Source organism: Streptomyces sp. NPDC093598 (assembly GCF_044764825.1).
Taxonomy (GTDB): domain Bacteria; phylum Actinomycetota; class Actinomycetes; order Streptomycetales; family Streptomycetaceae; genus Streptomyces.
On record NZ_JBIWIV010000004.1, the window covers coordinates 684116 to 703662 of the forward strand.

General features: G+C 71.0%; 18 protein-coding genes and 2 rRNA genes. 4 read left to right on the forward strand and 16 right to left on the reverse strand.

Translation table 11 applies throughout. The features are described from left to right. Positions 1 to 8: 8 nt before the first annotated feature. Positions 9 to 1007, reverse strand: a complete 999-nt coding sequence (gene hemB, locus ACIRDU_RS18505) for a porphobilinogen synthase (protein ID WP_403580559.1) — start codon at positions 1005 to 1007, stop codon at positions 9 to 11. Between the two features lie 205 nt (positions 1008 to 1212). On the opposite strand from hemB, the gene ACIRDU_RS18510 reads away from it, so the two are divergent. Beyond that, the gene (locus tag ACIRDU_RS18510) at positions 1213 to 2601 is read left to right on the forward strand and encodes an FAD-binding oxidoreductase (RefSeq protein WP_403580562.1); all 1389 of its coding nucleotides are present in this window, start codon (positions 1213 to 1215) and stop codon (positions 2599 to 2601) included. A 24-nt stretch (positions 2602 to 2625) separates the two neighbouring features. Here the strand turns inward: ACIRDU_RS18510 and ACIRDU_RS18515 are convergent, their stop codons facing one another. The 5 genes from ACIRDU_RS18515 to ACIRDU_RS18535 all read right to left on the reverse strand — a co-directional run bounded on the left by ACIRDU_RS18515 (position 2626) and on the right by ACIRDU_RS18535 (position 8404). After that, complete coding sequence (locus tag ACIRDU_RS18515; RefSeq protein WP_403580565.1) at positions 2626 to 4332, reverse strand: uroporphyrinogen-III synthase; 1707 nt, start codon at positions 4330 to 4332, stop codon at positions 2626 to 2628. Then, positions 4329 to 5288, reverse strand: a complete 960-nt coding sequence (gene hemC / locus ACIRDU_RS18520) for a hydroxymethylbilane synthase (RefSeq protein WP_403580567.1) — start codon at positions 5286 to 5288, stop codon at positions 4329 to 4331. The genes ACIRDU_RS18515 and hemC overlap by 4 nt, the downstream gene beginning before the upstream one ends. Continuing rightward, the gene (locus ACIRDU_RS18525; RefSeq protein WP_403580569.1) at positions 5285 to 7054 is read right to left on the reverse strand and encodes a glutamyl-tRNA reductase; all 1770 of its coding nucleotides are present in this window, start codon (positions 7052 to 7054) and stop codon (positions 5285 to 5287) included. Before ACIRDU_RS18525 ends, hemC begins: the two co-directional genes overlap by 4 nt. Further along, the gene (locus ACIRDU_RS18530) at positions 7051 to 7812 is read right to left on the reverse strand and encodes a redox-sensing transcriptional repressor Rex (RefSeq protein ID WP_403580571.1); all 762 of its coding nucleotides are present in this window, start codon (positions 7810 to 7812) and stop codon (positions 7051 to 7053) included. Before ACIRDU_RS18530 ends, ACIRDU_RS18525 begins: the two co-directional genes overlap by 4 nt. A 313-nt stretch (positions 7813 to 8125) precedes the next feature. Continuing rightward, positions 8126 to 8404 carry a glutaredoxin family protein gene (locus tag ACIRDU_RS18535; RefSeq protein WP_086603661.1) on the reverse strand — a complete coding sequence of 93 codons (279 nt, stop codon included), beginning with the start codon at positions 8402 to 8404 and terminating at the stop codon, positions 8126 to 8128. A gap of 161 nt (positions 8405 to 8565) precedes the next feature. On the opposite strand from ACIRDU_RS18535, the gene ACIRDU_RS18540 reads away from it, so the two are divergent. From ACIRDU_RS18540 to ACIRDU_RS18550, 3 genes are all read left to right on the forward strand, one after another. Next, complete coding sequence (locus ACIRDU_RS18540) at positions 8566 to 9483, forward strand: HAD family hydrolase (protein WP_403580574.1); 918 nt, start codon at positions 8566 to 8568, stop codon at positions 9481 to 9483. Positions 9484 to 9832: 349 nt separating this feature from the next. Beyond that, positions 9833 to 10603: an ECF subfamily RNA polymerase sigma factor, BldN family gene (locus tag ACIRDU_RS18545; RefSeq protein ID WP_030840376.1), complete on the forward strand. Its 771-nt coding sequence runs from the start codon at positions 9833 to 9835 to the stop codon at positions 10601 to 10603. A 236-nt stretch (positions 10604 to 10839) separates the two neighbouring features. After that, positions 10840 to 12084, forward strand: coding sequence for a DUF5667 domain-containing protein (locus ACIRDU_RS18550; RefSeq protein WP_403580577.1), 1245 nt, complete (start codon positions 10840 to 10842; stop codon positions 12082 to 12084). Between the two features lie 205 nt (positions 12085 to 12289). On the opposite strand, the gene ACIRDU_RS18555 is transcribed toward ACIRDU_RS18550, so the two are convergent. The 10 genes from ACIRDU_RS18555 to ACIRDU_RS18600 all read right to left on the reverse strand — a co-directional run. After that, positions 12290 to 13345 carry a 1-acyl-sn-glycerol-3-phosphate acyltransferase gene (locus ACIRDU_RS18555; RefSeq protein WP_403580580.1) on the reverse strand — a complete coding sequence of 352 codons (1056 nt, stop codon included), beginning with the start codon at positions 13343 to 13345 and terminating at the stop codon, positions 12290 to 12292. 14 nt (positions 13346 to 13359) lie between these two features. Beyond that, positions 13360 to 14421, reverse strand: coding sequence for an NAD-dependent epimerase/dehydratase family protein (locus tag ACIRDU_RS18560; protein WP_403580582.1), 1062 nt, complete (start codon positions 14419 to 14421; stop codon positions 13360 to 13362). 201 nt (positions 14422 to 14622) lie between these two features. After that, on the reverse strand, positions 14623 to 14721 hold the full coding sequence (locus ACIRDU_RS18565; RefSeq protein WP_003948845.1) for a 30S ribosomal protein bS22: 99 nt from the start codon (positions 14719 to 14721) through the stop codon (positions 14623 to 14625). Positions 14722 to 14877: 156 nt separating this feature from the next. After that, complete coding sequence (locus ACIRDU_RS18570) at positions 14878 to 15090, reverse strand: helix-turn-helix domain-containing protein (protein WP_004984898.1); 213 nt, start codon at positions 15088 to 15090, stop codon at positions 14878 to 14880. A gap of 129 nt (positions 15091 to 15219) precedes the next feature. Further along, positions 15220 to 16035, reverse strand: coding sequence for a phosphatase (locus ACIRDU_RS18575; protein WP_403580584.1), 816 nt, complete (start codon positions 16033 to 16035; stop codon positions 15220 to 15222). Between the two features lie 84 nt (positions 16036 to 16119). Beyond that, positions 16120 to 17292 carry an acetoin utilization protein AcuC gene (locus ACIRDU_RS18580; RefSeq protein WP_403580587.1) on the reverse strand — a complete coding sequence of 391 codons (1173 nt, stop codon included), beginning with the start codon at positions 17290 to 17292 and terminating at the stop codon, positions 16120 to 16122. Continuing rightward, positions 17243 to 18463, reverse strand: coding sequence for an MFS transporter (locus tag ACIRDU_RS18585; RefSeq protein ID WP_403580589.1), 1221 nt, complete (start codon positions 18461 to 18463; stop codon positions 17243 to 17245). The genes ACIRDU_RS18580 and ACIRDU_RS18585 overlap by 50 nt, the downstream gene beginning before the upstream one ends. A 60-nt stretch (positions 18464 to 18523) precedes the next feature. After that, a complete protein-coding gene (locus tag ACIRDU_RS18590) occupies positions 18524 to 19195 on the reverse strand; it encodes an HAD family hydrolase (RefSeq protein WP_403580591.1) in 672 nt (223 codons plus the stop codon). 61 nt (positions 19196 to 19256) lie between these two features. After that, positions 19257 to 19373, reverse strand: a 5S ribosomal RNA gene (gene rrf, locus ACIRDU_RS18595). Between the two features lie 84 nt (positions 19374 to 19457). Continuing rightward, positions 19458 to 19547 (reverse strand): 23S ribosomal RNA (locus tag ACIRDU_RS18600); the annotation flags it as partial.

Genomic DNA, 19547 nt, shown 5'->3' on the forward strand with positions numbered 1-19547 from the left:
CCTGAGACCTACTGATCCTTGAGCTTCTGGGCCACTTCGGTGGCCCAGTAGGTGAGGATGCTGCGCGCACCCGCCCGGCGGATGCCGGTCAGCGCCTCCAGGATCGCCCGGTCCCGGTCGATCCAGCCCTTCTCGGCGGCGGCCTCGATCATCGAGTACTCGCCGGAGATCTGATAGGCGGCGACGGGCACGTCCACGGCGTCCGCGACCCGGGCGAGGATGTCCAGGTAGGGCCCGGCCGGCTTGACCATCACCATGTCGGCGCCCTCCTCCAGGTCGAGGGCGAGCTCGCGCAGCGACTCCCGGACGTTCGCGGGATCCTGCTGATACGTCTTCCGGTCGCCCTGGAGCGACGAGCCGACGGCCTCCCGGAAGGGCCCGTAGAAGGCGGAGGCGTACTTGACCGTATAGGCGAGGATGGCGACGTCCTCCCGCCCGATCTGGTCGAGGGCGTCGCGGACGACCCCGACCTGCCCGTCCATCATCCCGCTGGGCCCGACGACATGGGCGCCGGCATCGGCCTGCACCTGCGCCATCTCGGCGTACCGCTCCAGGGTCGCGTCGTTGTCGACCCGCCCCTCGGCGTCCAGAACCCCGCAGTGCCCGTGATCGGTGGTCTCGTCGAGACACAGATCGGACATGACGAGCAGGTCGTCGCCGACCTCGGCCCGCACGTCCCGGAGGGCGACCTGGAGGATCCCGTCCGGATCGGTCCCCGGCGTGCCGAACGCGTCCTTCTTCGACTCCTCCGGCACACCGAACAGCATGATCCCGGAGATCCCCGCCGCGACCGCCTCGGCGGCGGCCTTCTTCAGACTGTCCCGGGTGTGCTGCACGACCCCCGGCATCGCGGCGATCGGCACGGGCTCGCTGACGCCCTCCCGCACGAAGGCCGGCAGGATGAGATCGGCGGGGTGCAGCCGGGTCTCGGCGACCATCCGACGCATCACGGGGTTGCTCCGCAACCGCCGCGGCCGAGTACCGGGAAATGATCCGTACGTCGTCATGCCCCCTACGCTACGCCCGCCCGAAAAGCCCCGATGCCGACGCGATGTCGGTGCGCTCGGGGCAAGAACTCCACCGGCCGCACACCCCCACAATGCGCCCCCGTGCACCGAGGTCCATCCTTAAATCAACAACGACAAGGACATGGACCCCGACGGCCCGCCCCCGCCGCCGCCGTCCCTCCGTACCGCCCCCACGGAGGACGCGATGACCGCCACCCACCACACCCCCGACCTGTTCGCCCTCTCGGAGATCAACGGCCCCGTCCTGCGTCCCGGCGAACGCGCTTACGCCGACGAGGTCACCGGATTCAACGTGGCCGCCCTGCACACCCCGGACGTCGTCATCGGAGCAACGGGCCCGGACGACATCGTCACCGCCATGCGCTGGGCGAACGCCACCCGCACCCCGGTCGCCGTCCAGGCCACCGGCCACGGCGCCAACTTCCCGATCGAACAGGGCCTGCTGATCAACACGGCCCGCATGACGGACGTGACGATCGACCCCACCACCCGCACCGCCACCATCGCCGCGGGCGCGAAGTGGAGTGACGTCATGGCCGCGACCGCCCCCCACGGCCTGGCCGGCCTCTGCGGCACCTCCACCGACGCGGGCGTCATCGGCTACACCCTCGGCGGCGGACTCCCGGTCCTCGGCCGGGCCTACGGCTACGCCGCCGACCTGGTCCGCTCCTTCCAGGTCGTCACCCCGGACGGGCACCTGCGCGAATCGGACCCGCAGCACGAACCGGAACTGTTCTGGGCCCTGCGCGGCGGCAAGGGCAACGTAGGCATCGTCACCTCGCTCGTCACCGAACTGCTGCCCCTGTCACGGCTCTACGGCGGCGGCATCCACTGCCACGCCGAACACACGGAGACCCTGCTCCGGGCCTGGACGGACTGGACCCGCACCGTCCCGGACGAGATGTGCAGCATGTTCTCGGTCCTGCGTCTGCCGCCCATCCCCCAGATCCCCGAGCCCCTGCGCGGCGGCTTCTGGGCCCGGGTCGCGATCGCCTGGCCGGGCGACACGGCCGAAGGCGAAGCCCTGATCGCGCCGCTGCGCCAAGCCGCCCCCGTGGCCGTCGACACGGTCGAGGAGATGGACTACGCGGCCCTGGACCGCATCCACATGGAACCCCAGGACCCGCTCCCGGCACGGGAGTGCTGCATGCTCCTGCGCGACCTGACCCCCGACGCGATCGCCACGTACCTGGAGCAGGTCGGCCCCGGAGCCGGCCCCGACCACCCACTCCTCGTCGCCTCGGTGCGCCACATGGGCGGCGCACTGGCCCGCCCGTCCGCCGTCGAGGACGCCGTCTGCGCCCGCGATGCCCGCTACTTCATGGAGTCGGTCGGGATCATGCCCGCCCCACCCGTGGCCGAGGCCGTCGAACAGGCGACGCGCCGCCTGTACACCGCCATGGCCCCGTACGGCACGGGGCGCACCATGGTCAACATCCACGGCACCCCGGGCGACGAACAGGACCGCGCCCGCGCCTGGACCCCGGAGGTCTACGAACGCCTACGCCACGACAAGGCCACCTACGACCCGTCGAACCTGCTGCGCTACGGCCACGCGGTGACACCCGCGTAGCCGCAGCGACAGCACCGGATGCGCTTACGTCGTCGAACGCCTCCGCCGAGCCCCCGGCCGCCGCTCGCTCGGCCGCGTCACCGGATCGCCGGCCTCCACCGCCGCCACCCGGCGCTTCGCGCCGAAGTCGGCCAGGGCTTCCGCCAGCTTGTGGACGGACGGCTCCGGAGCCATGACGTCCACCCGGAGCCCGTGCTCCTCGGCGGTCTTCGCCGTGGCCGGGCCGATACAGGCGATCACCGTGACGTTGTGCGGCTTGCCGGCGATGCCGACCAGGTTCCGCACGGTCGACGAGGAGGTGAAGAGAACGGCGTCGAATCCGCCGCCCTTGATCGCCTCCCGGGTCTCCGCCGGCGGCGGCGAGGCCCGCACGGTCCGGTAGGCCGTGACGTCGTCGACCTCCCAGCCGAGCTCGATCAGCCCGGCCACCAGCGTCTCCGTGGCGATGTCGGCGCGCGGCAGGAAGACTCTGTCGATCGGGTCGAAGACCGGGTCGTAGGGCGGCCAGTCCTCCAGCAGACCGGCGGCCGACTGCTCACCGCTCGGCACCAGGTCCGGCTTCACACCGAACGCGATCAGCGCCTTCGCCGTCTGCTCGCCGACGGCCGCGACCTTGATGCCCGCGAAGGCACGCGCGTCGAGCCCGTACTCCTCGAACTTCTCCCGCACGGCCTTGACCGCGTTCACCGAGGTGAAGGCGATCCACTCGTAGCGGCCCGTCACCAGGCCCTTGACCGCCCGTTCCATCTGCTGGGGCGTGCGCGGCGGTTCGACGGCGATCGTCGGCACCTCGTGCGGCACGGCCCCGTACGACCGCAGCTGGTCGGAGAGCGACGCCGCCTGCTCCTTCGTACGCGGCACGAGCACCTTCCAGCCGAACAGCGGCTTGGACTCGAACCACGCGAGCTGGTCGCGCTGGGCGGCGGCGGAACGCTCACCGACCACGGCTATCACCGGCCGGCCGCCGTCGGGCGAGGGCAGCACCTTGGCCTGCTTCAGCGTCTGCGCGATCGTGCCGAGCGTGGCGGCCCAGGTGCGCTGCCGGGTGGTCGTACCGGCGACGGTGACCGTCATCGGGGTGTCCGGCTTGCGCCCGGCGGAGACGAGCTCGCCGGCCGCCGCCGCGACGGAGTCCAGCGTCGTGGAGACGACGACCGTGCCGTCCGACGCCCCGACCTCCGTCCAGCACCGGTCCGACGCCGTCCGCGCGTCCACGAACCGCACGTCCGCGCCCTGCGCGTCCCGCAGCGGCACACCGGCGTACGCGGGCACACCGACGGCGCTCGCGATGCCGGGGACGACCTCGAAGGGCACCCCGGCGGCGGCGCACGCCAGCATCTCCTCGGCGGCGTACGTGTCGAGGCCCGGGTCCCCGGACACCGCACGCACGACCCGCCTGCCGCCCCGCGCGGCCTCCATGACAAGATGTGCGGCATCCCGCACCGCGGGGGTGGCCACGGTGGTTGACGTGCCGTCAACTACCGTCAGCTGGGGCGTTCCTGTGCCCGGAGCCGGCTCCTGGGAAGGATCCGGATCCGTATGCACTTCGGAGACGCCCTGCCTGGCGTGCTGACGTACGACGTCGAGCACCTCGTGCTCGGCGACGAGGACGTCCGCGTTCGCCAGCGCCTCCACGGCGCGCAAGGTCAGCAGTCCCGGATCTCCGGGTCCGGCACCCAGGAAGGTGACGTGCCCGTGTTCAGGACCGGCGGAAAGGGTGGTGGGGCTCAATGTGCTCGCTCCCCCATCAGACCGGCCGCGCCCTGGGCGAGCATCTCGGCCGCGAGTTCGCGACCGAGCGCCATTGCCCCGTCGTGCGTCTCGGGCGCGGGACCGGTGGTGGACAGCTGCACCATGCGCGTGCCGTCGGGGGTCCCGACGACGCCGCGCAGGCGCATTTCCTTGACAATCTGCCCGTCGGCCAGCAAGTCGGCCAGTGCGCCCACAGGGGCACTGCAACCGGCTTCCAGGGCGGCGAGCAGTGATCGCTCGGCCGTCACGGCGATCCGCGTGAACGGGTCGTCGAGCTCGGCGAGCGCGGCGATGAGGTCCGCGTTGCCCGCGGCACACTCGATCGCCAGTGCCCCCTGGCCGGGGGCGGGCAAAACCGTGTCGACCGACAGGAAGTCGGTCACTTCGTCACCCCGGCCGATCCGGTTCAGTCCGGCGGCGGCCAGCACGACGGCGTCGAGCTCACCGCCCCGTACGAACCCGATGCGGGTGTCGACGTTGCCGCGGATCGGGACCGTCCGTATGTCCAGCGAGTGGCTGCGGGCGTACGCGTTGAGCTGCGCCATGCGGCGCGGCGAACCCGTACCGATGCGGGCCCCGGAGGGCAGGTCGGTGAACTTCAGCTCATCCCGGGCGACGATCACGTCCCGCGGGTCCTCCCGCACGGGCACGGCGGCCACGACCAGCTCGTCGGGCTGCGTGGTCGGCAGGTCCTTCAGCGAGTGCACCGCGAAGTCGACCTCGCCCTTGAGCAGCGCGTCGCGCAGGGCGGTCACGAACACGCCGGTGCCGCCGATCTGGGCGAGCGCCTCACGCGAGACATCCCCGTACGTGGTGATCTCGACGAGCTCGACGGACCGCCCGGTCACCCTGCTCACGGCTTCCGCCACCTGCCCGGACTGGGCCATGGCGAGCCTGCTGCGCCGGGTACCGAGCCGTAGCGCCTTGTCGTTCATGCCGGCCCTCGGTCTTTCTCGGGGGTGCTGTCCTCGGCCCGGGAGACGGCGGCAACCGTCTCCGGGTCGAGGTCGAACAGGGTCCGCAGCGCGTCCGCGTACCCGGCGCCGCCGGGTTCGGCCGCGAGTTGCTTGACCCGCACGGTCGGCGCGTGGAGCAGTTTGTCGACCACGCGCCGCACGGTCTGGGTGATCTCCGCTCGGTGTTTGTCGTCGAGACCGGGCAGCCGCCCGTCCAGCCGGGCGATCTCGCCGGCCACGACATCGGCGGCCATGGTGCGCAGGGCGACCACGGTCGGTGTGATGTGCGCGGCCCGCAGTGCTGCCCCGAACGCCGCGACCTCGTCGGAGACGATACGCCTGACCTGGTCCACATCGGCAGCCATCGGAGCGCCCGCGGAGGCCTCCGCCAGCGACTCGATGTCCACCAGCCGCACCCCGGCCAGCCGGTGCACGGCCGCGTCGATGTCGCGGGGCATCGCCAGGTCCAGCAGGAAGAGCACGGGCTCGGGCCGCTGCGGCTCCTCGACCGGCTCGGGCCGGCGCCGCTCGGGGATGCGTCCGACGGTGGCGACGGTCGCGGCGAGCGCGGCGATGGCGTCGGTGTCCGCGGCCGGGTCGAGCGTGCGGGCCGTTCCCGGCCGGGCCGGGCCGCCCGCGCGCTGGGCGCCGCCCACCGTGCCGTTGTCCACCCACGCCGCGTGCTGCTCCAGGTCGGCGGCGGCCATTCCGGCCACGGCGGCCTCGCCCAGCACGGAGAATCCGGCGGTGCCCTGCACCGCGGACAGCTCCAGCGGACAGCCGTCCTCGCCGCCGAGGCCGGCGCCCGGCGCACCGCCCCGCTGCGCGCCCAAAGCGGCCGCGGGGCCGGACTCGCCGCCCGGCGCCACCGGTCCGTCGCCGGGCACGGCCGACGGCGCGGGCACCCGGCCCTCGACCGCCTCCGCGACCGACTCGGCCGTCAGGACCAGGCCCGTCGCGCCGGTGCAGGAGACGGCGACGTCGGCACGTGTCAGCTCGGCCGGCACCGACTCCATCGGTACCGCGCGGGCCGTCACGTCCGTGTCGTCGCCCTCCATGAGGATCTGGGCGAGGCGCTCGGCACGGTCGAAGGTGCGGTTGGCGACGACGATCTCGGCGACACCGGCCCGCGCGAGCGTGGCCGCGGCCAGGGAGGACATCGACCCGGCCCCGATGACCAGGGCCTTCTTGCCGCGGGCCCACTGCTGTACGTCGCCGCCCCGGGCCAGTTGCTCCAGGCCGAAGGTGACCAGGGACTGGCCGGCGCGGTCGATGCCGGTCTCGGAGTGGGCGCGCTTGCCGACCCGCAGGGCCTGCTGGAACAGGTCGTTCAGCAGGCGGCCGGCGGAGTGCAGGTCCTGGGCGCGGGCCAGGGAGTCCTTGATCTGGCCGAGGATCTGCCCCTCGCCGACGACCATCGAGTCCAGCCCGCAGGCCACCGAGAACAGGTGGTGGACGGCGCGGTCCTCGTAGTGCACGTAGAGATAGGGAGTGAGCTCCTCCAGGCCGACCCCGCTGTGCTGGGCGAGCAGCGTGGACAGCTCGGCGACACCGGCGTGGAACTTGTCCACGTCGGCGTAGAGCTCGATGCGGTTGCAGGTGGCGAGCACCGCGGCCTCGGAGGCCGGTTCGGCGGCGACCGTGTCCTGGAGCAGCTTGACCTGCGCGTCCGCGTTCAGCGCGGCCCGCTCCAGCACGCTGACCGGGGCGCTGCGGTGGCTCAGACCGACGACGAGGAGACTCATGCCGGCATCACGGCGGGCATGTCCCCGTCGGGCCCCTGGTCGGCGGACTCGGTGCGGGCGGCGGCGGCCGGGACGCCCCCGTCGGAGGCGGCCTCCTCCCCGGCCTTGCGCTGCTCGTGGAAGGCGAGGATCTGCAGCTCGATCGAGAGGTCGACCTTGCGCACGTCGACGCCCTCGGGGACGGACAGCACGGTCGGCGCGAAGTTCAGGATGGAGGTGACACCGGCGGCCACGAGCCGGTCGCAGACCGCCTGGGCGGCACCGGCGGGGGTGGCGATGACACCGATGGACACGCCGTTGTCCTGGATGATCTTCTCCAGGTCGTCGGAGTGCTGCACCGGGATCCCGGCGACGGGCTTGCCGGCCATGGCCGGATCGGCGTCGATCAGCGCGGCGACCCGGAAACCACGGGAGGCGAAACCGCCGTAGTTGGCGAGGGCGGCGCCGAGGTTGCCGATACCGACGATCACGACCGGCCAGTCCTGGGTGAGCCCCAGTTCGCGGGAGATCTGGTACACGAGATACTCGACGTCGTAGCCGACGCCCCTGGTCCCGTACGACCCGAGGTAGGAGAAGTCCTTGCGCAGCTTCGCGGAGTTGACCCCCGCCGCGGCCGCGAGCTCCTCGGAGGAGACCGTGGGAACCGAGCGCTCCGACAGCGTGGTCAGAGCGCGGAGGTACAGCGGAAGCCGGGCGACGGTGGCCTCGGGAATCCCTCGGCTGCGGGTCGCCGGTCGGTGAGTTCGGCCAGTTGCCACGGTGCTCCTGCGGGTAGAGCGGGGCTGTAGGCGGTCATACGTCCCTACATGACCGCCCCGTCGAAAGCAGGCTATGTCTTTGTGAACGCGTGCACAAAGATGGTGTCCGATTTGCCCGGCCAACGTGACCGGGGTCACGCGCCCCCGGCGCATACGCAGGGAACCGGCGCATACGCACCACCGTTCCTTGTCTTCTGGGGGCAAAACCGCACACTCTCCTCAGCGAATCCCGCCCCCGAGACCAAGTCACCATCGATCCTAAGCGACCGGGCGGCCACTTTGGACTGATCGGTCAGTCGCTCACCTGGCGGGATCAGTCGGTCAGCGCCTTGCGCAGGCGGTCCTCGTTCACGCGCCAGAACGTGTGCTGCCTGCCGTCCACCAGCACGACCGGGATCTGCTCCCAGTACTGGTCGTGCAGTTCCCGATCCTCGGTGATGTCCTTCTGCTCCCAGGGGACTCCGAGATCACCGCACACCTTCTCCACAACGACCTGTGCGTCATCACACAGATGACAGCCGGGCTTGCGGATCAGGGTGACGAGCCGGTCCCGAGGGGGCCTGCGACGGAAGAGGGGACTCATGTCGGCCATTGTCCCGCGCCCGTGGACAAGGGGACCCTCACGAAAGCGCCAGGGGACACGCCGGGCGCGCCCGTCCCGCGCGACGTCTTTAACGACATGCTTGCCGAGAGTTCACAGGCTCCCGACCTCACGACTCCGGAACCCCCGAACGAACTGGCTATGCTCACGCCATGGCCGCTCTCGGATGGCTCACTCCCCGTAGGCGCTCCGCCACGGCGCGGAGCGTTTTGGCAGGCGAGGCCTCGGCGGAGGCTGCCCGCAAGTCCTCACAGGAAGTCGCCGGCACCGCCGAGGAACCGCAGTTCCCGGTGCACGGCGACGACCGGGCCGCCGCCTTCTTCGACCTGGACAACACCGTCATGCAGGGCGCCGCGATCTTCCACTTCGGGCGGGGCCTGTACAAGCGGAAGTTCTTCGAGACGCGCGACCTCGCGAAGTTCGCCTGGCAGCAGGCGTGGTTCCGGCTCGCCGGGGTCGAGGATCCCGAGCACATGCAGGAGGCCCGCGAGTCGGCCCTGTCGATCGTCAAGGGCCACCGCGTCGCCGAACTGCAGTCGATCGGCGAGGAGATCTACGACGAGTACATGGCCGAGCGCATCTGGCCCGGCACCCGCGCCCTCGCCCAGGCCCACCTGGACGCCGGCCAGAAGGTGTGGCTGGTGACGGCCGCCCCCGTCGAGATCGCCACGGTCATCGCCCGCCGCCTCGGCCTGACCGGCGCCCTCGGCACGGTCGCCGAGTCCGTCGACGGCGTCTACACCGGCAAGCTCGTCGGCGAACCGCTGCACGGCCCCGCGAAGGCCGAGGCGGTCCGCGCCCTGGCCGCCGCCGAGGGCCTGGACCTCGGCCGCTGCGCCGCCTACAGCGACTCGCACAACGACATCCCGATGCTGTCGCTGGTCGGCCACCCCTACGCCATCAACCCGGACAGCAAGCTGCGCAAGCACGCCCGCAAGCTGGACTGGCGCCTGCGCGACTACCGCACGGGCCGCAAGGCGGCCAAGGTCGGCATCCCGGCCGCGGCGGGCGTCGGCGCGGTCGCCGGCGGCACGGCCGCCGCCATCGCCCTGCACCGCCGGCGCCGCTGACCAGCCGATCAAAGCGGGACACCATCGTTTACGGGATGACAAGCCCCGTAAATCCAACTGGCGTACCCCCACAACCTCGTTTCCAGTCCTCTTGGCTGCACACGGCCACAACACGCCCTGGACATAGCCACAATCCGAACCCTTCCGATCAACAACCGCTCACTCTCCGGCACTTGATCCGGCGTCAATCGGTTACGGAAGCGACGTAATCGATGATTTGAGCAACTCGGTGTAGCAGTGCCTGCACGAAGCGTTATTCTCCTCAGACGCAATCCGGTACCCCTCCGTCGCTACGACGGGTGAAAGGTCCCGCACTGCACGTGATGGAAGCTCTGCCTCTGGGAGTCCCGTGTACCCACACGTCGGGGTTGACGCCTCGGGCCTGGCTACGCTGCGCGCAACGGTCCAAGACCTGTTGCGCGGCTTCGTCCCCACCGCGTACGCCGTCCCCGCATTCGCCACCGCCGCGCCCGTAGGCCCTTGCTACGCACTGGCCGACGGCAGCGCCGCGGTCGGCAGACGAGGGCGCCCGTCCGGCGCGGCCACCGCACGCCGGCCTGCCGCGGACAGCGACAGCGCCCGCATGATGGATCTCGTGGAGCGTGCCCAGGCGGGCGAGTCCGACGCCTTCGGCCGCCTCTACGACCAGTACAGCGACACCGTCTACCGGTACATCTACTACCGGGTCGGAGGAAAGGCGACCGCCGAGGACCTCACCAGCGAGACCTTTCTGCGTGCCCTGCGCCGCATCGGCACGTTCACCTGGCAGGGCCGTGACTTCGGCGCCTGGCTCGTCACCATCGCCCGCAACCTCGTCGCGGACCACTTCAAGTCCAGCCGCTTCCGCCTCGAGGTCACCACCGGCGAGATGCTCGACGCCAACGAGGTCGAGCGCTCCCCCGAGGACTCCGTCCTGGAGTCCCTCTCCAACGCCGCCCTGCTCGACGCCGTACGGCGGCTCAACCCCCAGCAGCAGGAGTGCGTCACGCTCCGCTTCCTCCAGGGCCTCTCCGTCGCCGAGACCGCCCGGGTGATGGGCAAGAACGAGGGCGCCATCAAGACCCTCCAGTACCGGGCCGTCCGCACCCTCGCCCGCCTCCTCCCGGAAGACGCCCGCTGACCGCCCCGCACGCTCGGCGACATCCAACTCACGTTCCGTGAAAGTCCGTTGACTTCGGCATCCGATCAGCCGACGTCCGTAACCCAAGTGCCGCGCCACTCGTTGTGCGGGATGCAGGCTCCCTGTGGTCACCCCCCGGCCGACTCCGATCACTCGATCGTGTGGTCGTAGTCAGGGTGTGCAACCCTCAGGACCCCCTGGGGAGTCGACCGTCATGACGAGAGGAGGTGCCGCCAGTGATCGCGAACGTATCGGCGCACCGGCGGGCGAACGCCTTCGCCCAGGCCCTGGAGGAGCAGTCCGAGCAGGGCCCGGCGGCCGAACAGCCCGAAGGATCGGCACCGGCCCCGGCAGCCGCGGAACCGAGCGAACAGGCGCGTCATCTGGCGCTCGCCTCGGGTCTCGGCGCGTTGCCCAAGCCGGAGCTCGACCCCGAGGTCAAAGTCGTCCAGCGGGCCCAGCTGGTGGCCGCTTTCGAGGCCATGCTGCAGGAGGGCACCGCAGGCGGCGGGGCGACGGACGGCGCGCTCCCCGAGCAGCGCTCCCGGACCCGTGGCGCGCACCGCGCAAGTTCGCTGAAGAAGTTCCGGCCGCGTTCCCGGCTCGCCAAGGGCCTCACCGCGGGCGGACTCAGTGTCGGGGTGGCCGCGAGCGCCTTCGGCGGAGTCTCCGCCGCCAGCTCGGACGCCCTGCCCGGTGACTCGCTCTACGGCCTCAAGCGCGGCATCGAGGACGTCAAGCTCGGCCTCGCCGACGGGGCGGACGAGCGCGGCCGGGTCTACCTCGACCACGCCTCCACCCGGCTCAGCGAAGCCCGGCGCCTGATGGAGCGCGGCCGCAGCGGCCCCCTGGACCACGAGTCCCTCGGCGAGATCCGCCGCGCCCTGTCCGGCATGCGGCACGACGCGTCCGAGGGCCACCGGCTGCTGAGCGAGGCGTACGAGCACGACCCGGACTCACTCGGCCCCATCCAGGCCCTGTCCGCGTTCTCCCGCTCCCACCGCGAAGCCTGGGGCGAACTGCGCGAGCGACTGCCCGTCCAGCTCGGGGACGTCAGCGAGCAGGTCTCCTCGGTGTTCGACGCCATAGAGGAGGACGTCGCCCCGCTGCGGTCCCTGCTGCCCGAGCCCCCGGCCACGAGCGGCGGCGGCAGCAAACGGCAGGGCGCCTCCGAGTCGGCCCCCAGCGGCTCCTCGGGCACCGGCCGCTCGGCCCGCCCCAGCGACAGCGGCGGCCGGCACAGCGACGAGAGCCGCACCGGCAGCGGCAGCCCCAGCCGCTCGGCCGGCTCCGGCAGCGACAGCGACGGCCTGCTGGGCGGCAACACCGGGGGCCTGCTCGACCCGCCGAAGGACAGCGAGGCGAGCACCTCCCCGTCGGCGGAGGGCACCACGCCGGTCCCCCGGCCGGACGTGACGCTCCCGCCGCTGCTGCCCGGACTGCTGCCCGGCCTGGGCATCGACGGCGAGGACGCGGACTAGACGGCGACCGTGGGGGCGCTCCTTGTGCAAAGGGGCGCCCCCGTCGTCGTCCGCGGGCAGGGTCGGAAGAACACCGGCCGCCGCTGCACCAGCAGCTTGGCCCCTCCTGTCTGCTGCCCTCGCACTGCTCCGCTGGCTTCGGACGGCTGCGCCGGACTCCGTCCGGCGGCTCCGAGCGACCGGCGGGCTGTTGCGAACGTCGGCGTCAGAAGAACACCGACCGCCGCTGCACCAGCAGCTTGTACAGCGTGTGCTGGATCTGCTCCCTGACCTGGTCGGTCAGGTTGAACATCAGCATCGGGTCCTCGGCCGCCTCCGGCGGATAACCGTCCGTGGGGATCGGCTCCCCGAACTGGATCGTCCACTTGGTCGGCAGCGGAACCGCCCCGAGCGGCCCGAGCCACGGGAACGTGGGCGTGAGCGGGAAGTACGGGAAGCCCAGCAGCCGCGCGACCGTCTTGGCGTTGCCGATCATCGGGTAGATCTCCTCCGCCCCGACGATCGAGCAGGGCACGATCGGCGTCCTCGCGCGCAGAGCCGTCGAGACGAAACCGCCGCGGCCGAAGCGCTGCAGCTTGTAGCGGTCCGCGAAGGGCTTGCCGAGGCCTTTGAACCCCTCCGGCATCACCCCGACCAGTTCGCCCTGCTCCAGCAGCCGGGAGGCGTCCTCGGCGCACGCCAGGGTGTGGCCGAGCTTGCGGGCCAGCTCGTTGACCACCGGCAGCATGAACACCAGGTCCGCGGCGAGCAGGCGCAGATGCCGGCCCGCCGGGTGGTTGTCGTGCACGGCGACCTGCATCATCAGCCCGTCCATCGGCAGCGTGCCGGAATGGTTGGCGACGATCAGGGCGCCGCCCTCGGACGGGATGTTCTCGATGCCCTTCACCTCGACCCGGAAGTACCGGTCGTACAGCGGGCGCAGCAGGGACATCAGGACCTGGTCGGTGAGCTCCTCGTCATAACCGAAGTCGTCGACCTCGTAGTCCCCGGTGAGGCGGCGGCGCAGGAAGGCCAGGCCGCCCGCGATCCGCCGTTCCAGGCCGCCGTCGCCGTCCCGGGCAGGCTCCGGCGGGTGTTCCTCAGAAGTCACAGGAACATCATCCTGCGGAACGGCCCTGGTGGGCAGGGGCTGCACCTCACGGACCGGCACGGACTCGGCGCCCGGGCGGCGGTTCCCGGCGCTCCGGCGCCGCTGGGGGCGCTGCGCGGCGCTCCCCCGGGACCGGTCGTCGTCGAACGGAATGACCTTGGCGTCCGCCATCGTTGATGCGCTCCTCAGTTGGCGCTCTGCGTCGGGGAGTGTCCGCCGCCCGCGAGAGGCAGGTCGGCGATCCGGTCGACGGCCCCCGCGAGGGCCTCCGGCGGAAGAAGTCCGGGACCCTGGCTGCGGGCGAAGTCCGCGAACGTCTCCGCGGTTGTGTACTTGGGCTGGAATCCCAGCGTCTCGCGCATCTGGCCCGTCGCCACGACCCGGCCGTGGGTGAGCAGCCGGATCTGCTCGGGCGAGAAGTCCGTCATGCCCAGGGTACGCACCAGCGAGCCCGCCCAGGTGACGGCCGGGAGCAGCAGGGGCACAGTGGGGCGCCCGAGGCGCCGGGAGCACTGGGAGAGCAGCAGCACGCCGTCGCCGGCGATGTTGAAGGTGCCGCTGTTGAGGGTGCCGCGCCGGGGCTCGTGCGAGCCGATCCGCAGCACCTCGATCACGTCGTCCTCGTGCACGAACTGCAACCGCGGGTCGTAGCCGAACACGGTGGGCAGGACCGGCAGCGCGAAGTACGAGGCGAGCGGGGTGTCCGCGGTCGGGCCCAGGATGTTGGCGAACCGCAGCACGCACACGGCCACATCGGGCCGGCGGCGCGCGAAGCCGCGGACGTAGCCCTCCACCTCGACGGTGTCCTTGGCGAAGCCGCCGCTGGGCAGGGACTTGGGCGGGGTCGTCTCGGTGAAGACGGCCGGGTCGCGGGGTGCGGAGCCGTAGACGTTGGTGCTGGACTTCACGACCAGCCGCTGCACGGCCGGGGACTTCTGGCAGGCACCGAGCAGCTGCATGGTGCCGATGACGTTGTTCTCCTTCAGGGACGCCCGGTTGCCGCTGCCCAGCGGCGTGCCCGTCACGTCCAGGTGGACGATCGTGTCGGCGCCCGTCTCGGCGAGCACCCGCGCGATGCCGGGCTGCCGGATGTCGGCCTGGACGAAGTCCGCACCGCCCAGATGGTGCTCGGGCGGCACCGCGTCCACGGCGACGACCCGGTCCACCTCGGGGTCCCGCTGGATCCGCCGGACGAACCGGCCCCCCAGCTGGCGGGCCACTCCGGTCACGAGCACGACCTTGCCCAAGATCAGCGCCTTCCTTCCAGAACCTCTTGTCCCGCCGCGTTCCCCCCTGGGGCCAACTTAGCGGTTCGTCGTTGCGCTGTGATGACCGCCCGATGCGCGAAGTGACCGAAGCCAGCCGGACGCAGGAGCGGATATGCGTGTGGCCCCCCACCGGTGGGTGGGGGGCCACAGCAACGCTCTCGCGGCGTCCGCGTCGCGAACTTACTTCTTGTTGCGACGCTGAACGCGCGTGCGCTTGAGCAGCTTGCGGTGCTTCTTCTTAGCCATCCGCTTGCGCCGCTTCTTGATAACAGAGCCCACGACTACCCTCGCTCACTTCTCATCACTCGGTGTTTGGGCGCCATGGGCCCATACGACCTACGAGGGGCTAGCCTACCCGTCCGAGCGCTGAGGTCGTAATCGAGGAGGCCGGGGGGATCCCGAAGTGCCCTGTGGGGGATCGCCCCGGCCCTGCCGTCAGGCGGTTTCCACCCCCACGTAACTCTCGCGGAGGTACTCGTGAACCGCTTGCTCCGGGACGCGGAAGGACCGCCCCACACGGATCGCGGGCAGATGACCGCTGTGCACCAAGCGGTACACGGTCATCTTCGACACTCGCATCACCGAGGCGACTTCCGCCACGGTAAGGAACTGAACCTCGTTCAGAGGCCTCTCGCCAGCTGCAGCCATGACACACCTGAACCTTCCGCACTCGACGGCCACCGGCTTCCCCTTCCGGTGACTCTTCGTCGCTGCGTGCTCACTCCCCAATGTAGGGGCCAGTGATGCGAGTGGGGAAGAGGTGCACCCATCGGCGGCCTACTGTGACAGACACGCCCGATTGAGTACGTAGCGGGTAAGCGGCAGGTAGTAATCAGACCGCACGCCGTCATCAAGTGGAACGACGACGGACACGGACCCCTCGGCCTCCCCCACGAACAGCGCCGGGTCGTCCGTATCGGCCGGCCCGATGGCCTCGAACCCCAGCTGACCTGCTCCGCAGACCCACCCGTGGTCCCCGATCACCAGCTCGGGAAGGGGCCCGCCGGCCTCCGCACAAGCGGCCAGTACGGTACGAACCGGGAGAGGTGAGTGCGTATGTGCGCCGGGCTCACAACCGGGGCGTTCCGCGCCAGGGGTCCGCACCAGCGCGACTCCTCGTACGTAGTCGAGGTTGTACGTACGTAGGCCGAACCGGGTCGTTATGTCGACACGGCGACCCTGCGCGGGGGTGAGAACGGTACATCCCGCCGCCGACAGCGCGTCTGCCAGAGCGCCGTAGAAACCGAGCAGCCGGTGCGGGTGCCCGGTGCCGAGGAGCACGGGGGCACGGCGCCGGGCAGCCTCGGCGAGGCGTTCCGCGAAGGCGTCCAGCGCCGCCAGGGTCCGCTCCGGATCGATCACGTCCTGGCCGGAAACCTGCCGGGAATCGGCCGAAACACCGCACCTGTCCGCCATCAGCTCGATCAACTCCCCCTGCTTCCAGACCCCTTCGGGATCGATGCCCAGCAGCACCCGAGGGTCCCGGGCGGCGAAGAGCCGATAGCTGCGCAGGCTGACCTCACGAGAGGTCGCCACGGTCCCGGCGAGCCGTGCGCCCACCAGGTGCGCACGCAGGGCTTCGGTGGTCAGCACGGAAAGATCGTGCGTGATCGGCACTCCGCCTGTCCCGTGAACCGGCGAACACCGCACGGTCGGCCTACGCCCGGCGTCCCCCCCTCACGCCAGCAGCCCCCGCAGCGGGAACACCGCCCGCCGGGCCGCCAGCACCGCCTGGTCCAGCCGGTCCGCCGGGTCGTAGCCCTCCTCCCAGCTGCTCCAGGCCACGGGCCAGCGCCCGTCCGTCATCCGCGCCGGGGCCAACTGCCGCGTCCTCGCGAACACTTCCTGTCGCCAGCCCTCGGGGATCATCGCCTCGGGCTCCACGGCCCGCCCGGCCGCGATCGCGACCAGATGCGTCCACGACCGCGGCACGACGTCGACCACCGCGTAACCGCCCCCGCCCAGCGCCACCCACCGCCCGTCGGCGTACTCGTGCGCCAGGTCGTGACAGGCCACCTGCACCGCCCGCTGCGCGTCCAGCGACACCGCCAGATGCGCCAGCGGATCCTCGAAGTGCGTATCGGCCCCGTGCTGGGTGACCAGCACCTGCGGCCGGAAGTCGGCGATCAGCTCCGGCACGATCGCGTGGAACGCCCGCAGCCACCCCGCGTCCCCGGTCCCGGCCGGCAGCGCCACGTTCACCGCCGAGCCCTCCGCGGAGTCCGCCCCGGTCTCCTCCGGCCACCCGGTCTGCGGGAACAGCGTCCGCGGATGCTCGTGCAGCGAGATCGTCAGCACCCGCGGGTCCTCCCAGAACGCCGCCTGGACTCCGTCCCCGTGGTGCACGTCGACGTCGATGTACGCGACCCGCTCCGCCCCGAGCTCCAGCAGCCGCGCGATGGCCAGCGAGGCGTCGTTGTAGATGCAGAACCCGGACGCCCCGCCCGGCATCGCGTGGTGCAGCCCGCCCGCGAAGTTCACCGCGTGCAGCGCCTCACCGCGCCACACGGCCTCCGCCGCCCCCACCGACTGCCCGGCGATCAGCGACGACACCTCGTGCATCCCGGCGAACGCCGGATCGTCCATCGTCCCCAGCCCGTACGACTGGTCCGCCGCCGCCGGATCCACCGACGCGGCCTTCACCGCCCCGATGTAGTCCTCCCGGTGGACGAGCCGCAGTGTCGACTCCCCGGCCGCCTTGGCGGCGACCACCTCCACCTCACGGTCCAGCCCGAAGGCATCGACCAGTCTCCGGGTCAGGGCGAGCCGGACGGGGTCCATCGGATGCCCCGGACCGAAGTCATAGCCCGTTACTGCCTCGTCCCACATCAGCTGTGCGCGGCCGCTCATGCCCGCCACCGTATCGGTCCGGTTGAGCCGCGAACGACCGGGCGTACACCAGCGTCACCAGCACCAACACCATCGGCACGAGCATGGCCCCGCGGTAGCTCCACAGATCCCCGAGCGCCCCGACCAACGGCGAACCGATCAGGAACCCCACATAGTTGAAGACATTCAGCCGAGCGACGGCCGCATCCGAGGCCCCCGGGAACAGCCGGCCGGCCGCCGCGAACGTCTGCGGCACCAGCACACACAACCCCAGCCCCAGCAGCGTGAACCCCAGCATCCCCACCCACGCCCCGGGCGCCCCGGCCACCACCGCGAACCCACCCGCCGCCACCAGCGCCCCGCACCGCACCACCGCGACCGCCCCGAACCGCCGCACCCCGAGGTCCCCGATCGCCCGCCCCAGCAGCGTGGTCACCATGTACACGTTGTACGGCACGGTCGCCATCTGCTCCGAGGACCCCAGCACGTCCTGGAGGTACTTCGCGCTCCAGTTGGAAACCGTCGAGTCCCCGATGTACGCGACCGTCATCACCAGGCACAACGGCAGCAGCCACTTGAAGACGACGACCTGGCCCTCCCCCGCCGTCTCCGCCACCTCGGCCACCGCACCGCCCCGGTCGTCGACATACCAGCGGCTCCCCACCAGCACGGCCGGCAACAGCACCAGCACGACCGGCAGATACGACACCCACAACGCCAGATGCCAGTGCGCCCCCACCCACGCCAGCGACGCCCCGACGATCCCGCCCAGGCTGTACACCGCGTGGAAACTGAGCATGATGCTGCGCCCGTACGCCCGTTGAAGGCTCACCCCGAGCATGTTCATCGACGCGTCCAGCACCCCGACGGCGAGCCCGAAGGCCGCCAGCGCGACCCCGAGCTCCACCATCCGCTCCCCGGCCCCCACCCCGAGCAGCGCCAGCAGCACCACGGGCTGCGACCACCGCAGCAGCCGGCTCGGCCGCACCCGCTTCACCAGCCGCTCGGTGGTCACGCTCCCGATCCCGGCGAGGATCGGGACGGCGGCCAGAAACGCGGGCAGCAGCGCGTCGGAGACCCCGTACCGGTTCTGGATGGCCGGGATCCTCGTCACGAGCAGAGCGAAGGCGACCCCCTGCACCAAGAAGCTGAACGCCAACGAGCCCCTGCCGTGCCGCAGCACATCAGTCATGGCGGCGAGCGTAGGGCCCCGGCCTACCCGTGGGTAGATCCAGCCGAAGATGAATTGGCCTCAGCTTTGCCGGGCCCCGGGATCGGCTGACGCCAGCAGATCGGCCAGCTCACCCATGTCGGAGAAGAGCCGGTCGGCCCCGGCCAGTTTGTCCGCCGGCGTCATGGCGGTGAACCCGTAGACGTCCATCCCCGCCGCGACCGCCGCCTGCACGCCCAGCGGACTGTCCTCGACGACGACACACCGCTCCGGCGCGACCCCCATCCGCTCGGCGGCGTACAGGAACAGATCGGGGGCGGGCTTCCCCCGCCCGACGTCCTGCGAACTGAAGATCCGCCCCTCGTCGAACCACCGGTCGAGGCCCGTCGTCCGGTGCCCCACTCGAATCCGCTCATGGCTTCCGGACGAGGCCACGCAGTACCGCACCCCGTCCGCGGCCAGCTTCTCCAGGACCTCGGAGGCACCGGCCACGGCCACCAGTTCCTGTTCGAACGCCGCGAACACCCGCGCGTGAAAGACGTCGTCGAAGCTCTCCGGCAGCCGCTGCCCCGTCCGCTCGAGGACCAGCTCATGAATCCGGTGCATCGCCGATCCCATGTAGTCCCGAATGGACTCCTCATACGAGGTGGGGTGCCCCAGCTCGGTGAGGTATGCCGCGAGCAACCGGTTGGAAATGGGCTCACTGTCGACGAGAACACCGTCGTTGTCGAAGATCACGAGGTCATAGCGCATACATGGAGCCTAAACGCAGAAAACCCCCGCATCCGAAGATGCGGGGGTTTTCCCAAAAATTGTTCGGCGGCGTCCTACTCTCCCACAGGGTCCCCCCTGCAGTACCATCGGCGCTGTAAGGCTTAGCTTCCGGGTTCGGAATGTAACCGGGCGTTTCCCCTACGCTATAACCACCGAAACACTATGAAACTGTCAGCCGCACCACGTGTGGCACGTGGGGCTGTTCGTGGTTTCAGAACCAACACAGTGGACGCGAGCAACTGAGGACAAGCCCTCGGCCTATTAGTACCGGTCAACTCCACACGTTACCGTGCTTCCATATCCGGCCTATCAACCCAGTCGTCTACTGGGA

Excerpts from the sequence above, each read along its gene's own strand:
- hemB (WP_403580559.1), bottom strand. The coding sequence starts at position 1,007 with ATGACGACGTACGGATCATTTCCCGGTACTCGGCCGCGGCGGTTGCGG.
- ACIRDU_RS18510 (WP_403580562.1), top strand. The coding sequence starts at position 1,213 with ATGACCGCCACCCACCACACCCCCGACCTGTTCGCCCTCTCGGAGATC.
- hemC (WP_403580567.1), bottom strand. The coding sequence starts at position 5,288 with ATGAACGACAAGGCGCTACGGCTCGGTACCCGGCGCAGCAGGCTCGCC.
- ACIRDU_RS18525 (WP_403580569.1), bottom strand. The coding sequence starts at position 7,054 with ATGAGTCTCCTCGTCGTCGGTCTGAGCCACCGCAGCGCCCCGGTCAGC.
- ACIRDU_RS18535 (WP_086603661.1), bottom strand. The coding sequence starts at position 8,404 with ATGGCCGACATGAGTCCCCTCTTCCGTCGCAGGCCCCCTCGGGACCGG.
- ACIRDU_RS18540 (WP_403580574.1), top strand. The coding sequence starts at position 8,566 with ATGGCCGCTCTCGGATGGCTCACTCCCCGTAGGCGCTCCGCCACGGCG.
- ACIRDU_RS18555 (WP_403580580.1), bottom strand. The coding sequence starts at position 13,345 with ATGGCGGACGCCAAGGTCATTCCGTTCGACGACGACCGGTCCCGGGGG.
- ACIRDU_RS18570 (WP_004984898.1), bottom strand. The coding sequence starts at position 15,090 with ATGGCTGCAGCTGGCGAGAGGCCTCTGAACGAGGTTCAGTTCCTTACC.
- ACIRDU_RS18580 (WP_403580587.1), bottom strand. The coding sequence starts at position 17,292 with ATGAGCGGCCGCGCACAGCTGATGTGGGACGAGGCAGTAACGGGCTAT.
- ACIRDU_RS18585 (WP_403580589.1), bottom strand. The coding sequence starts at position 18,463 with ATGACTGATGTGCTGCGGCACGGCAGGGGCTCGTTGGCGTTCAGCTTC.
- ACIRDU_RS18590 (WP_403580591.1), bottom strand. The coding sequence starts at position 19,195 with ATGCGCTATGACCTCGTGATCTTCGACAACGACGGTGTTCTCGTCGAC.